The 14,094-nt window shown below is 65.3% G+C and carries 13 protein-coding genes; 3 read left to right on the forward strand and 10 right to left on the reverse strand.

All coding sequences use genetic code 11. The annotated features are described in order from the left end of the window. Positions 1-179 precede the first annotated feature (179 nt). The 5 genes from AB0269_RS00730 to AB0269_RS00750 are packed head-to-tail and all read right to left on the reverse strand — an operon-like array spanning position 180 to position 3,742. A complete protein-coding gene (locus AB0269_RS00730; protein WP_366209280.1) occupies positions 180-491 on the reverse strand; it encodes a hypothetical protein in 312 nt (103 codons plus the stop codon). Next, positions 488-1,048: a signal peptidase II gene (gene lspA / locus AB0269_RS00735; RefSeq protein WP_366209281.1), complete on the reverse strand. Its 561-nt coding sequence runs from the start codon at positions 1,046-1,048 to the stop codon at positions 488-490. Before lspA ends, AB0269_RS00730 begins: the two co-directional genes overlap by 4 nt. Next, positions 1,045-2,958: a cation-translocating P-type ATPase gene (locus tag AB0269_RS00740; protein ID WP_366209282.1), complete on the reverse strand. Its 1,914-nt coding sequence runs from the start codon at positions 2,956-2,958 to the stop codon at positions 1,045-1,047. Before AB0269_RS00740 ends, lspA begins: the two co-directional genes overlap by 4 nt. Continuing rightward, positions 2,955-3,314: a metalloregulator ArsR/SmtB family transcription factor gene (locus AB0269_RS00745; protein WP_366209283.1), complete on the reverse strand. Its 360-nt coding sequence runs from the start codon at positions 3,312-3,314 to the stop codon at positions 2,955-2,957. The genes AB0269_RS00740 and AB0269_RS00745 overlap by 4 nt, the downstream gene beginning before the upstream one ends. A gap of 56 nt (positions 3,315-3,370) precedes the next feature. Further along, positions 3,371-3,742, reverse strand: coding sequence for a metalloregulator ArsR/SmtB family transcription factor (locus AB0269_RS00750; protein WP_366209284.1), 372 nt, complete (start codon positions 3,740-3,742; stop codon positions 3,371-3,373). 40 nt (positions 3,743-3,782) lie between these two features. Between AB0269_RS00750 and AB0269_RS00755 the strand changes: the two genes are divergently transcribed. The 3 genes from AB0269_RS00755 (at position 3,783) to AB0269_RS00765 (ending at position 8,450) form a co-directional block, all read left to right on the forward strand. Next, positions 3,783-5,816 carry a heavy metal translocating P-type ATPase gene (locus AB0269_RS00755; RefSeq protein WP_366209285.1) on the forward strand — a complete coding sequence of 678 codons (2,034 nt, stop codon included), beginning with the start codon at positions 3,783-3,785 and terminating at the stop codon, positions 5,814-5,816. Between the two features lie 246 nt (positions 5,817-6,062). Then, on the forward strand, positions 6,063-6,929 hold the full coding sequence (locus AB0269_RS00760; RefSeq protein ID WP_366210470.1) for a cytochrome c oxidase assembly protein: 867 nt from the start codon (positions 6,063-6,065) through the stop codon (positions 6,927-6,929). 162 nt (positions 6,930-7,091) lie between these two features. Beyond that, on the forward strand, positions 7,092-8,450 hold the full coding sequence (locus tag AB0269_RS00765) for a M23 family metallopeptidase (RefSeq protein ID WP_366209286.1): 1,359 nt from the start codon (positions 7,092-7,094) through the stop codon (positions 8,448-8,450). Positions 8,451-8,560: 110 nt separating this feature from the next. Here the strand turns inward: AB0269_RS00765 and ccsB are convergent, their stop codons facing one another. From ccsB to AB0269_RS00790, 5 genes are all read right to left on the reverse strand, one after another. Further along, positions 8,561-9,589 carry a c-type cytochrome biogenesis protein CcsB gene (gene ccsB, locus AB0269_RS00770; protein WP_366209287.1) on the reverse strand — a complete coding sequence of 343 codons (1,029 nt, stop codon included), beginning with the start codon at positions 9,587-9,589 and terminating at the stop codon, positions 8,561-8,563. Between the two features lie 68 nt (positions 9,590-9,657). After that, positions 9,658-10,284, reverse strand: a complete 627-nt coding sequence (locus tag AB0269_RS00775; protein ID WP_366209288.1) for a M23 family metallopeptidase — start codon at positions 10,282-10,284, stop codon at positions 9,658-9,660. 260 nt (positions 10,285-10,544) lie between these two features. Further along, positions 10,545-12,224: a cytochrome c biogenesis protein ResB gene (locus AB0269_RS00780; protein WP_366209289.1), complete on the reverse strand. Its 1,680-nt coding sequence runs from the start codon at positions 12,222-12,224 to the stop codon at positions 10,545-10,547. Next, positions 12,205-12,969, reverse strand: coding sequence for a cytochrome c biogenesis CcdA family protein (locus tag AB0269_RS00785; RefSeq protein ID WP_366209290.1), 765 nt, complete (start codon positions 12,967-12,969; stop codon positions 12,205-12,207). The genes AB0269_RS00780 and AB0269_RS00785 overlap by 20 nt, the downstream gene beginning before the upstream one ends. Beyond that, a complete protein-coding gene (locus tag AB0269_RS00790) occupies positions 12,966-13,625 on the reverse strand; it encodes a TlpA disulfide reductase family protein (RefSeq protein ID WP_366209291.1) in 660 nt (219 codons plus the stop codon). Before AB0269_RS00790 ends, AB0269_RS00785 begins: the two co-directional genes overlap by 4 nt. Between the last annotated feature and the right edge of the window lie 469 nt (positions 13,626-14,094).

The raw sequence follows: 14,094 nt of genomic DNA on the forward strand, positions 1-14,094 counted from the left end.
GATGCCCGGTACCAGCGAGATGACCCGAATCTGGATGGTCATCTGATGCACGCCCGGCAGACCGCCCTGAGCGGCCTTCTGTGCCCTGTTGGCATGGAACCCGGGTCAGCCTCCATCCATGCAAAGCGCCGTCGTGGTGCCGGGCCTATAACGAGGCAGTCATCACGCTGACCTGCATCTCAACGGCCAGTGGCCGCCACCAACGCAACTTCGAGCTGTTGGCGAGTAGGTGCGCCAGCGAATCCGTTCTCCGTCGTGTAGACGCGGCACGCGAGCGAGCGGGCTGGTGCTGTCGGGAATAGGTCGACGCCGTCGACGAGGAGTGTGGGTGAGCCTCCGAACCGGGTGCTCCTCGCTTCGGCCTCGGTTCGAATCGTCACAAGCTCGACGGCCACGTCCACAAGTCCGAGAGCATCCAGCGCCGTGCGTGCGTTCGCTTGGGCGATGTCTGTGTTCGGGCAGTCGACGATGTGCAGCAGTTCTACCTTCACGAGGCGCTTTCCGTTCTCTCACTGTTGGTCACCGTGCGAGTGCTCGGCAGGAGGAGGATCAGGCAGACCAGGCCGACACCGATCACGACGAAGACGTCGGCGATGTTCCCAACGAACAGATCTCCGTAAGCGAGGAAGTCGGTGACGTGTCCGCGTCCGAACGCGGGCGGGTTCACGATTCGGTCGATGAGGTTGCCGACCGCACCGCCGAGGACCAAGCCCAGCGCGAGGCCCCAGCGGGCGCCGCGCAGCCGCACGGCGAAGATGACCACCGCGGCGGAGGCGAGGACGCCGATGAGGGTGATGATCCAGGTGGCCCCGGAGCCGAGCGAGAACGCGGCTCCGGGGTTGTAGACCAGGGACAGGCCGAACAGGTCACCGACCAGCGGGATCCGTTTGCTCGGTGTCAGCTGCGTCACGGCGAGGGCCTTCGAGCCCTGGTCGAGCACCACAGCGAGCACGGCCACGACCAAGGCGACGCCGAGGGCTCTCCTCGCCTGTGGCCGTTGGCCCGCACTGTCTTCGCCGACCGTCGCGGCGACGTCCTGCACGGTCACGCGCTGGCCTTCCGTGTCCGGGCGGCGCGTAGGCCGTTAAGGATAACGATCACCTCGGCGATCTCGTGGACGAGCACCACCGCGGCGAGCCCGAGGATGCCGAACAGGGCGAGTGGGAGCAGGGCGGTGATGATCAGCAGCGACAGGATGATGTTCTGGTTGATGATGTGGCGTCCGCGGCGGGCGTGGTCGAACGCGCGCGGGAGCAGGCGCAGGTCGTGGCCGGTGAATGCGACGTCGGCGGACTCGATCGCGGCATCCGAGCCGGTGGCGCCCATCGCGATGCCAATGTCGGCGGCGGCGAGGGCGGGGGCATCGTTGATACCGTCGCCGATCATCGCCACAGCCCCCTTCGTACTGAGCTCGCCGATCGCGGCGGCCTTGTCCGCGGGGCGCAGCTCGGCGCGCACGTCCTCGATCCCGGCCTGGGCGGCGAGGGCGCGGGCGGTGCGGGCGTTGTCGCCGGTGAGCATCGTCACCCCGATGCCCTGGGCGGCGAGGGTGCCGACGACTTCGGGCACCTCGGGTCGCAGCTCGTCCCGGACCCCGATCGCGGCGACCGGGCCACCGTCGCGGTGCACGATGACGACCGTCATACCCTGCTCCTCCAGCCCCGCAACCCGGTCACCCAGGGTCCCAGCGTCGAGCCAGCGCGGGCTGCCGACCGTGATCCGGGCCCCGTCGAGGGTGCCCTCGATGCCGTGGCCGGCCTGCTCGGTCACACTCTCCGCCGCAGCAGCGCCCGGCGCGGCGGCGGTGATCGCGGCGGCGAGGGGGTGGGTGCTGTGCTGCTCGAGCGCGGCCGCCCAGGCGAGCGCCTCCGCCTCGGTCACGCCGTCAGCGGTGAGGACCGCGGTGACGGCGGGCTCGTTGCGGGTCAGGGTGCCGGTCTTGTCGACGGCGACGTGACGGATCACGCCGAACCGCTCGAACACGGCCCCGGACTTGATGATCACGCCGAACTTGCTCGCCGACCCGATCGCGGCCACCACGGTCAGCGGCACCGAGATCGCCAGCGCGCACGGCGATGCCGCGACGAGGACGACGAGGGCGCGGGTGATCCACAGCTCTGGGTCGCCGAGCAGCGACCCGACGATCGCGACGAGCGCGGCGAGGATCAGCACGCCGGGGACGAGGGGGCGGGCGATGCGGTCGGCGAGACGGGCGCGATCGCCCTTCTCGGCCTGAGCCTTCTCCACCAGGTCGACGATCGTGGTCAGTGAGTTGTCGGTGCCTGCCGCGGTCGTCTCGACCTCCAACGCCCCAGCGGTGTTGATCGCACCGGCCGAGACGGCGTCGCCGGGTTCGACTTCGACCGGGATCGACTCCCCGGTGATCGCGGAGGTGTCCAGGCTGGAGCGTCCCGTGCGGACGATGCCGTCGGTCGCGATCCGCTCACCCGGCCGCACCAACATCAGCTGGCCCGCCTGGAGGTCTTTCGCCGGGACCTCGACCGATGCGCCGTCGCGGCGGATGGTCGCGGTCTCCGGGACGAGCTTGAGCAGCGCCCGCAGCCCGCCGCGGGCGCGATCCATAGCCTTGTCCTCCAGCGCCTCGGCGATCGAGTACAGGAACGCCAGCGCTGCGGCCTCCTCGACATACCCGAGGATCACCGCGCCGATCGCGCTGATCGTCATCAGCAGGCCGATGCCGAGCTTGCCCTTGAGCAGCTTCCGGATCGCACCAGGGGTGAAGGTCGACGCGCCCAGCAGCAGGCCGATCCAGAACAGCACCAGCGCCGGGATCTCCATCCCGGACCACTCCAGGACCAGGCCGGTGAGGAACGCGATACCGGAGAAGACCGGGACCATGATCCCGCGGTCACGCCACCAAGGGCGCTCCGCCTCCTCAGCTTCCTCGCCGACCGCGGCCTCAGGCTCGTCGTGCTCGCAGCCGCACGCCGCGCTCACTCGCCCGCTCCCGTCCCGCAGCAACCCGGCACGGTGCACGAAGAGTCCACGCAGGGAGCGTGCTCGTCCACGGCGAGGGTCACGTCCACCAGCGCGGTCAGCGCCGCCGTCAAGTGCGGGTCAGCGATCTCGTAGCGCGTCTGACGACCCTCGGGCTCCGCGACCACGATTCCGCAGTCCCGCAGGCAGGTCAGGTGGTTCGAGACGTTCGAGCGGGTCAGCTCCAACTCGCGCGAGAGTACGGCCGGATAGCTAGGACCACCGAGCAGGGTCATCAGGATCCGGGAACGTGTCGGGTCCGCCATCGCCCGGCCGAGCCGATTCATGACGTCGAGGCGCGAAGTAATAGTCAGCATTCACTGACTATACATCACCTAATGTACAGTGGCAACGCCTGAATCGAGGGGTGGTGCTACTGGACCTGAGGGAGATGCTTCAGGTGGCCTATAGCTTCGTCGAGCAACTCGCTGACGTGTTCATCGAACAATGTGTAGTGCACGTGGCGTCCGTGTCTGTCTCCGTTGACCAGACCGAGATGGCGAAGTAGTCGAAGGTGATTCGACACGGTGGTCTGGCCCGCGTTCAGGAGTTCGCCGAGCTCGGTTACGCTTCTCTGCTCGGTACGCAAAGAGCTGAGAATGCGCAGCCTAAGGGGAGAGGCGAGCGCCTGCATGATCTCGGCTAACTGTTCTGCTTCGGCGTTCGTCAGCTCGGCACTGCCTCGCGTCGAGGGAGCCGGGTCCGTGATCTCTGGGCCCGCCATTCGAACATGAGAATCATTCACAATTCCAACATATCACAATATTATGATGTATTTTGAGGGCATGTCCTCCACCGAAACCGTAGTGAGATCTTCCGACGAGACACATGAGCACGCCCACGGGTCTGCACGCTGGGAGCTGTGGTTCGCTATTGCCTCCGGCGTCACCTACGCCGGCGGCATGATCTCCGAGTACGCTCTCGGACTGCCTCTGGTCGGGTGGCCGCTGGCCTTCTTCCTCGCTACCTACTTCTTCGGCGGGTTCTTCACGATCCGCACGGCGATCTCGTCCACGTTGCGGGGGAAGTTCGAAGTCGACTTCCTCATGCTGGTGGCCGCGATCGGCGCCGCGCTCATCGGGCGGTGGGCGGAGGGCGCGGTTCTCCTCTTCCTGTTCAGTCTCGGTCACGCGCTCGAGGAATACGCGCTCAGCCGGGCCAGTAAGTCGATCGAGGCTCTGGCCGAACTCGCACCACGCAGTGCACTGGTGCGACGAGGTGCGAACGAGCCTGTCGAGGTGCCGGTGGAGGAGGTCGTGGTTGGTGACATCGTCGTCATTCGACCGAATTCTCGAGTTCCCTCGGACGGGTTCGTGATCGCGGGTGTGTCCGCCGTGGATCAGTCGGCGGTGACGGGGGAGTCGATCCCGGTCGAGAAGGAACCGGTGGCAGACGCTGAGCGTGCGATGCGGATGGTCGACACACTGCCGTCCGCGAACCGGGTCTTCGCCGGCACGGTCAATGGGTCGGGTGTCCTGGAGATCAAGGTCACGGCGACGTCCGCGGATTCCACGCTGAGCAAGGTCGTCGAGCTCGTCCGCAATGCGGACCAGGCAGCATCTCCCACGCAACAGTTCATCGACCGGTTCCAGCGCTGGTACGTTCCCGGTGTGATCGTCGGCGTCGTCGTGACGCTGCTGGTCGCGATGCTGGCGTTCTCGCAGCCTTTCCCGGACGCGTTCTACCTGGCGATGACCGTGCTCGTGGCTGCTAGCCCGTGTGCGCTTGCCATCGCGACGCCTGCCGCCGTGCTAGCCGGTGTGGCGCGAGCCGCTCGTGCCGGTGTTCTCGTCAAGGGTGGAGGCCCCCTGGAGACGCTGGGACGGGTCAAGGCGATGGCCTTCGACAAGACCGGAACGCTGACCTGGGGCGCACCTCGTGTCACCTCTCTCGTCCACGCAGACGATACGACGGAAGGGGACCTGATCGCCACGCTCGTCGCCGTTGAATCACTCAGCGATCACCCCCTGGCCACCGCCATCGTCCGCGACCTCGCCCCACGCCTCGCCGACGGCGCTCAGCTCTCCGCCGACGACCTGAACGCTGTCATCGGACGTGGGGTCATCGCCACCATCAACGGGCAGCGTGTCGAGGTCGGAAACCTCCGCATGTACGAGGAGCAGCAGCTGCGGCTGCCGGCCGCACTGGAAGATGCATACCAGACCGCCCGCGACTCCGGCCAGACGCTGATGATTGTCCGGCGAGGCGATACGTTCCTCGGCATCGTCGGCGTCATGGACGCCTCCCGCGCAGAGTCCGCACAGGTCCTCCGCGCCCTCCGAGGCGCGAACGTAGGAAAGCTGGTCATGATCTCCGGTGACAACCAGCGCGTCGCCGACGCCGTCGGCCGGGAGGTCGGAGTCGACACCGCCATCGGTGAACTGCTTCCCGAAGATAAGGTGACCGAGATCATCAGTCTCGCCGAAGCGCACCGCCCCATCGCGATGGTCGGAGACGGTGTCAACGACGCACCGGCGATGGCGCGCGCCGACATCGGAATCGCGATGGGGGCCGCCGGATCGACAGTCGCGCTGGAGACCTGCGATATCGCACTGATGAGCGACGATCTCGGACGGGTGCCGTTCGCCGTTCGCCTGAGCCGGGCGACCAGCCGGATCATCCGGCAGAATCTCATCGCCAGCCTTGCGATCGTGGCGTTCCTGATCCTGGCCACGTTCCTGGGGCTCAACATCGGCGCGGTGGTTCTCATCCACGAGGGATCCACGCTGATCGTCGTCGTCAACGCCCTGCGCCTTCTCGGATTCGAGAAGGGCAAAGAGCATGCCGGTATCGATCACGAGGACAAGCCCGCAGCCTGAGAGTGAGAAAATCGCGCCGCGCCGGGTAGCGTGGACAGTGTGCCTGCGGACTCCTGTTCTGACAGGGGAACGTCATCGCGCCGGCACTCCGGACGCGAGTGAGGCTCTACACCCGATGTCCCGGTGCCGACCATCACGACCATTCAAGGAGCCTGCGTGTCGACAGACGCGATCCTTCCATTCTTCTCGGACTGGTTCCGGTTCGATCTTGCGGGTGCGTCACCGATCGTGACGCTCACAGCCGTGGTGTTGTGCTGCTGGTATCTGCACGGCGCGATTCGGCTGTGGTTGAACGGCCGAAGCTGGTCGATCCCGCGGACCATTTCGTTCGTCCTCGCCTGCGCGTTGATGTTCTGTATCGCGACCTTCGGTGTGAACAGGTATGCGCAGATGTCCATCACCGCGTTGATGTTCCAGCAGATCACTGCGATGACGGTCATCCCGCCGTTGCTCATCGCCGGCTCTCCGGGGCGTCTTCTGCTCCGTAGCACCCCGCACCGCGGCATGGGTCGGGTGCTTCTGAAAGCAGCTCTGGCCGGGCTACGGTCCACCTGGGCTCGCGTGCTGCTGCATCCGCTCATGCCCATCGCGATCGCGCTGGTGGTATTCCCCGGTCTCTACCTCACCGATGGCATCAGCTTTGTGATGGGCAGCCGCGTCAGTGCGGATCTCCTGCTCGCCTTCTTCCTGGTCGCAGGCGTGGTCGCAGCGGTGCCGCTCTGGTCCTCCGATCCGCTTCCACGCGCACCGTCGTTCCCTGCCCGGCTGATCGACATCTTCGTGGAGATCCAGATCCACGCCATCCTCGGCCTCATCCTGATCCGTGCCGGCGCGCCGCTGCTCACCGACTACGCGAGTGACCACCAGGGTGCGGACCCGATGTACGACCAGGCTGTCGCCGGCATGCTCCTGTGGACCTACGCGGAGTTGCCGCTTCTCATCGTGCTCATCGTCTGCCTGTCACGATGGCATTCCCGTGATCGCCGACGGGCACGCCTGAACGAATCCCGCGAAGACGCAGAGCTGGAAGAGTACAACGCCTACCTCGCGCAGATCGATCAACGAGAACGGCCCGGGCGGAGCGCGCGCATCGAGCCGCCCTCGTCTCTGTGAACAAGTTATCGATCACCTGGGAGAGTGGGAGTCTCGGTGCGCCGATGGCGTGACCAGATGGATACCGCGCGAGCATGGGAGAGACAGAAATCTCCGGATGCGAGATCTCCGCAGTCCCGCACGATCCTGCCCGGTGGAACACGACGACCCTGAAGGATCACCGTGAACGAACGGCTCGCAACGGACGCGGCAGCCGCGGCCGCTCAGGACTGCAGTTGCGCCCCCACCGCCGCGGAGCGTGACTCCCTCTGGGGGAGGACAATCACGCGGCGCAGTGCCTTCGCGCTCGGCGCGCTCGGAGTCGTCGCCCTCGCCGCATTCGGTGTCGCCTCTGGAGTGTCCGCTGCGTATGCGGACTCCTATCCGAGCTGGGACGATGTGCAACGCGCCAAGAACAACGAGGCCGCCAAAGCGGCTGAGGTGACGCGCATCGAAAGCCTGATCCAGTCCCTGACCCAGAACGTCGCCGAGACGGAAGCGGCCGCGAAGACGGCGTCCGACGAGTTCTTTGCAGCACAACAGGAGTACTTCGCTGCGATCACCGAAGCCGAATCCCTGCAAGCTCAGGCGGACGAACAAGCCAAGATCGCCGATGAATCCGCTCGCCGAGCCGGCCAGGTCGCCGCCCAGCTATACCGGAGCGGGGGCGACGACACCGCCCTCGAGCTGTTCTTCTCCGGCTCCGGCGCGAACGCCGACGAACTCCTGTCTCGGCTCGGCACGATGGAGAAATTCCTCGAGTACAACCAGTCGATCTTCGACAAGGCCGCCTCGTCACGCAATGCTGCGCAGTCCCTCTCCGATCAGGCACAGGTAGCACGTGACGAGCGTGACCGTCTTCAGCGGATCGCTGAACAGAAAATGGAAGCTGCTCAGCAGGCGGCAGAAGCAGCGCGGATTGCGCTCGACGAACAGACTGCGAATCTCGACACGATGAAGGCCCAGCTGGCCGCTCTCACAGACACCACCACGCAAACCGTTGCCGGGTACCAGGCTGGTGTCGCGGCACGAGAGGCTGAGGAGAGGGCGCGCCGCGAGCGGGAAGCTGCGGAAGCCGCCGCCAACGGAGGAGGCAACGGGGGAGGCGGTGGAACCGCAGGCAGCGGCGGATGGGTCCGTCCCCACGGAGGAGCTCGCAGCTCGAGCTACGGTCCTCGAACGCCGATGTGCGGGCCGCAGGGCTGTTCGTCGAGCTACCACTACGGCGCCGACCTTGCCAACGGATGCGGCGCGGCGATCTACGCTGCCAATTCGGGGACCGTGGACTATGCCGGCGCCAACGGTGGCTACGGAAACTACGTTCGCATCCAGCATGGCGGGGGAGTCGGCACCGGCTACGCGCACATCAGACCCGGGGGGATCATTGTGCGACAAGGGCAGTGGGTGAACTCGGGGCAAGTGATCGCATATGCAGGTGATACGGGACGTTCCTTCGGATGCCACCTGCACTTCGAGGTCTACATCAACGGCGGATACACCAACCCCGTGAGGTTCATGGAGGAGCGCGGCGTTTACGTCTGATAACGCCGCCCGACCGCCTGCTCATCGGAGGTCTTGCACTCCTGTGGGACCGAGCTCGAGTGCACGCCCTTTCAGCGCCTAATGGCCATCGTCTCGTCGGAACCTCAAGGTCACGAGAGACCGGAGTAAGAGTGCAGGCCCTGAAAGTACATGTTGACGATCGTGAAATTGAACAGCACGGCGACGAAGCCGACGATGGACAACCACGCCGAGGGGGATCCGCGCCAACCGCGAGTAGCTCGGGCGTGGATGTAGCCGGCGTAGAGCACCCAGATCACGAACGTCCAGACCTCCTTGACGTCAAAGCCCCAGTAGCGGCCCCACGAGTCGTTCGCCCAGATCGCGCCGGCGATCAGGGTAAAGGTCCAGAACATGAACCCTACGATCGCGAACCGGTACGCGAGAGTTTCCAGCGCATCTGCCGCGGGCAGCGTGTTCAGGACGCTCGACCGGGGAGTTCGGCGAGCGTCGGTCGACGTTCGTGCGAGTCGGCGTGCCTTCCGGTTCTGCAGCAGTTGTGTGATGGATATGCCGCACGCGATGGCAAACAACGCGGTGGCGAGGGATGCGACGAAGACGTGGATGACGAGCCAGATGCTCTTGAGGGGATCCATGAGCGGGACGACCTCGACGTAGAAGCTGATCGTGGCGCCACCGAGAAGGAGCACGATCATGCCGATGAGGAACGCGCCGAGGAAGCGGAGGTCGTAACGTCGCAGTACGGCGAGGTAGACGGCGACGATCAGGACGGTGCCGGTGAGGGCGAACTCATACATGTTCGCCCAGGGGACGCGTTCGGCGGCGATGCCGCGGGTGACGGTACCGGCCAGATGGAACACGAAGGCGAGCGCCGTCAGCGAGGTCCCGATTCTCGCCCACAACAGACGCGGCCTCTGCGACGGCGGAACTCGGATACTGTCCGGTGACTCCGGCGGATCCTGAAGGTCCGGAGGCGCTGGAGTGCGTACGGGACCGCCTGCTCCGGCGAGCTCCCGTTCACGTTGCGGCGCGGTTGTGCGGGCGGCGCGTTGGGCGAGGTCGATGGTGAAGGCGACGAACGCCAACACATATGTGGCGATGGCGGTCCAGACGAGCAGCAAGGAAATGCTGTCTAGGGAGAGCGGGTCGACGTCATTCATTGCGAATCATCCTCCAGATCAAGGGGGCGGCTGCGGGCGAGTGTGTGGTGGGCCGGCGGGAAGACATATCAGCCTGCGTTCGCTTCGAGCCAGCTCAGCGAGTCAACGGCTTGCCCGTCGATGTACACCTCGAAATGGAGGTGGTTTGCAGTAGACCGACCGGTGCTGCCGACGAGGCCGATCAGCTGCCCCGCCGACACGGTCTGGCCGACGCCGACCTGACGGCTTCCGGTGCGCATGTGCGGGTACACAGTGCTGACGCGCCGTCCGTTCACGACCGATTCCAGGACGATCGCCACGCCATACGCGGAGTAGCTGTCCTGCGAAATCCTGACGACCCCGTCGAGAGCCGCAAAGATTGGTGTCCCGCCCTCGGCCAGCATGTCGGTGCCCATGTGCGCACCCCCGCGTGCCCCGAACCGGTCGCCGACCGTGAAGGGCCCGCTTAAGGGCCAGCGCACGAGGCCGCTCCCTGGCGACACCATGCTGAAGTCGAAGCGGCTCGAAGCGACCTGGGCGTTGGCGGTCGCTCTGGCAGCAGCCTCGGCTGCCTTCTTCTTCGCGATCTCATCTGGTGTCGTCGCCGAGAAGGTTCCCCGTTGAGGTGGAGGTGGCGACACTTCGGAGGCGACGACCAGGGATTGTGAGTCGTCCGCGGCGACCTGTTGAAGAGTCAGCGAATCTGCGGCATCCACGGGAGGGCTCGCATACGCGGGAAGAGTGAAGGCGGCGACAAGCGCGCCCACCACAGCAAGAATCGTCGCCTTTTGCGCTGATCGGTTGACGCCTGACTTCTGGCGGGATCGCCGCAGCACAGTGTACTGTCTCGATCTTGGACGGGCGGGGTGCTGATCGTTGCAGCGGAGAGCTCGTCGCGTCGTCGTGTGCTCCTGGGGTTGGGTCGACGGTTCTGAGCCGCTATCGACGTGAGCGCCATTTCGTGGGCGGGTGATCTTCACAGTGACTTCTCCGATGTCTCGTTTCGCAGCTCAGCCGTGTGACGCAACGCGAGGTCATCGACGGCGCGCTGCAGAGCCGGGTCTTCCCCTCTTGCAAGGCCGGCATACTCGATGCGCACGCCAGACGCGCTCGTTCGGGCCTTGACCCAGAGGCGGCGGCGAGGAACGAAGAGTCCGGCGAAGAGCCCCAGCGTTGCGAGCAGGGAGAATCCCAGCACCCAGCCGCTGCTGGGATCGTGCTGTATCTGAAGCGAGGCGAAACGCTTCACAGGCTTTTCTTCGGAGACGGACTCCCATGTCACCGTGCCCCAGCCCTTCGGCAGATCGAGCGTTGCGCCAGGGGTGAGCTCGAGGGAGTCCTGACTGCTCTCGCCGCCGGTGTGCTGGGTGAGCCCACTCACGTCGAGCGTGTACACGGACCGTGGCGTGCCGTCATCGATGCCGAGATCACCGCTGAAGACGTTGAACGTCAGTACTGGCTTGACGACGTCCGGGTAGATCGAGGTGTATGCGCCCGAGTCCAGCACGCCGCGTGTGGGATAGAAGAACCCGACGAGCCCGACTTGCTCGGGCAGACCATCCGGAACCTTGATGATGCCAAGCGACGTCATGTTCGAGTCCTGAGGTAGGAAGGGCTGCGATTCGCTGTAGACGACCTCTCCGTCGGCATTGCGGACAGTGATCGTGGGGGCGTAGCCGTTCCCGAGCAAGAAGATTCGGTCGCCTTCGACAGTGATCGGGTAGTTCACGATCACGTTCTGCTTGCGGTCTTCCCTGCCGAACTGGCGGATCGTGACCTGCGCGTCGAAATCTCCGGCTTGTCCTGCTCCTGCGCTCCCCGGAAGTCGGTACGAGACTCCGAACGTGTCGAGTGTCAGTGAGTAGGGGGCAAGGTCTGTGCCGTCGACGAAGCGTCCCGGGTTGAAGGAGGAGTAGTCGCTGAGCGCGTTGACGAAGGTCGTGCCTTCCACGACGACGCGTTGCCCGGTGTAGGCGAACGATCCTCCGATCGCGACGGAGGCGAGAACACCGACGAGGGCGAGGTGGAAGATCAGGTTGCCCGTCTCTCGCAGATATCCCCGTTCGGCGGACACGGAGAAGGTGCCGCGCGCGTCATAGCGCTCCACCCGGTATCCGGCTTTCCGCAACTGTTCTGCGGCGAGGTCGACCGCGGTCGTCGCCGTGACGTCGCCGGCGCCCGGGAGGGTAGTCTCGGCGAATGCTGGCAGCCGATTGAGTCTGGCCGGGGTGCGGGGAGGGCGCGAGCGCAGCGCTTTGTAGTGGTACTTTGCGCGCGGAATGACACACCCGATCAGCGAGGTGAACAACAACAAGTAGATCGCGGAGAACCAGGGCGAGAGGTACACGTCGAACAGTCCGACGGCATCTGCGATCGGGAAAGCATCTGGATTGTTTCTCTCCCATTGGGTGACGCCGTTCGGATCGGCACTGCGCTGCGGGAACAGCGACCCGGGGACCGCGGCGATGGCGAGCAGGAGGAGCAGAAGGAGCGCGGTGCGCATGCTGGTCAACTGGCGCCATGCCCAGCGGAGCCATCCGATGAACCCTAAATGTGGTTGGGCGATCTCGCTAGGAACGGCAGCGTCGGCATGATCGCTGGGGCGCAGCGGATCTGTCGTCGTTTCCGTTCGGAGATCAGATCGGGAGGGGGACATTGATCACCACCTGTTGCAGTTGGGACATCAGCGTGGTCCACGCCCCGGTCACCATGAGCACGCCGAGGGCGATAAGCATTGATCCGCCGACTATGTTCAAAGCGCGGACATGACGACGCAGGAATGTCACGGACCGAGATGCCCAGCCCCATCCAGCAGCGAGGACAAGGAAAGGGATGCCTAGGCCCAGCGAGTACGCGAGTCCCAACAGCCCCGCGCGGGCTGGGTCGCCGAGATTCCACGACATCGAGATGATTGCGGCGAGAGTCGGGCCGATGCATGGAGTCCACCCGACTCCGAGAGCGAATCCGAGCAGCGGTGCCCCGATCAGGCCGGTTCTGTTCTGAATTCGTGGGCGAACGTTCCGCTGGGCGATGCCGAAGAAACCGATGAAGACGAAACCGAGAACGATGATGACAACGCCGAATGCCCGGGTGAGGATGTTGGCGTATTGCAGGAGCACGAGACCGAAGGCGCCCCCAAGCACCGTCACTGCGACGAAGACGACCGTGAAACCGGCAATGAAGAGCACAACACCCGCAAGAAGTCGGGCACGTTCGGGCGCCACTGCTCGGTCCCGCCTAGACTGGCCCACCGGTGCGATCGTCGCGCTTCCCAGATATCCGAGGTACCCCGGGACAAGCGGTAAGACGCACGGGGAGACGAACGACACCAGGCCCGCCAGGATTGCGACCGGAATGGCGACCCAGAGGGCGCCGTCGACGATCATTGCTCCGGGACTCACGGTACATCCTCATCGAGGGTGTCACTGACCAAGGTCGACAGAATCGACGCACTGGCCAGCTGCCCGATGATCCGCGCGGCCACCCGTCCTTGCCTGTCGATGACGAGGGTCGTCGGAGTCGCCTGAATCGGCGTGGCCTGGGCAAAGGCAAGCTTGACTCTTCCGTCAACGACGTCGATCACACTCGGGTATGTGACACCGTTGTCTTTGGCGAATGAGAGCGCCGTGGCTGGCTGGTCGTAGGTGTTGACTCCGAGGAAGGATACGTCATCGTTCTGGTACTCCTGCCAGACCTGCTCGAGGAGGGGCGCTTCGACGATGCACGGACCACATGCCGCGTACCAGAAGTTGACTACCAGCACCTCGCCGCGGTAGCCGTCACTGGAAACCGACGTGCCTATCTCCGTGACACCATCGAACACGACCGGCTCGCCGCGTTCGGATTCGGGGATCTCCACGACCTGGAAGTCGCCGGCTATGTATCCCTTCTCATCGCCGGCGCGGTACTGCTGGGCGAGGGAGTCATTCGAGGTGCAGGCGGTGAGCACGCTGAGGACGAGCACCGCCGTCACAGCGGTGAGCGCCCGGCGGTGATACGCAATGCGTCGGTTGGCTCCGTGGAGGCGGGCGGGGGAATCTGTTTGTTCTGAGCTCATGTGAAGTCCAGGGATTGGTCCGGTTCACGGACGACGAGAGAATCGTGCGATGAGGGAAGTGGCTCTATGAGCGAGCGCATCGGAGTGCCTCCGGCTCGCAGCGAGGTGAGCGAGATGCGTCCGATCGGCTACGAGGGCGGCGCCTCGCAAGGCGGCACGGTCTACGACTGGGATCGCAGTGACCGCAATGGCAGCAGCGACAGCAGTGACAGCAGTGACAGCGAGACTGGCGGGTACCGCGAGCTCAGGTTCGCGACACGCTCAACTGTGTCAGCGACGGCGCGATCGTCCGAAATCGGGAGGGTGCCACCACTGCGCATGGCGGGGCAATAAGGCTGGGCACGCGATCACGCACCTGCGGACGGTTCCACAAGCGGCGCGCGAGAATCGTGACAAGAAGTCCGCACAGTAGGCCGAGGGCGCACAGGGCGGACCCGGTGGAGGCGCGTGACCACCCGGAGTGCGTGCC

Source organism: Microbacterium sp. NPDC077644 (assembly GCF_040702785.1).
Lineage (GTDB): Bacteria > Actinomycetota > Actinomycetes > Actinomycetales > Microbacteriaceae > Microbacterium.

What these genes read in the sequence shown, in the direction of transcription:
- AB0269_RS00745 (WP_366209283.1), bottom strand. Translation starts at nt 3,314, where the DNA reads ATGCTGACTATTACTTCGCGCCTCGACGTCATGAATCGGCTCGGCCGG.
- AB0269_RS00755 (WP_366209285.1), top strand. Translation starts at nt 3,783, where the DNA reads ATGTCCTCCACCGAAACCGTAGTGAGATCTTCCGACGAGACACATGAG.
- ccsB (WP_366209287.1), bottom strand. Translation starts at nt 9,589, where the DNA reads ATGAATGACGTCGACCCGCTCTCCCTAGACAGCATTTCCTTGCTGCTC.
- AB0269_RS00780 (WP_366209289.1), bottom strand. Translation starts at nt 12,224, where the DNA reads ATGTCCCCCTCCCGATCTGATCTCCGAACGGAAACGACGACAGATCCG.
- AB0269_RS00790 (WP_366209291.1), bottom strand. Translation starts at nt 13,625, where the DNA reads ATGAGCTCAGAACAAACAGATTCCCCCGCCCGCCTCCACGGAGCCAAC.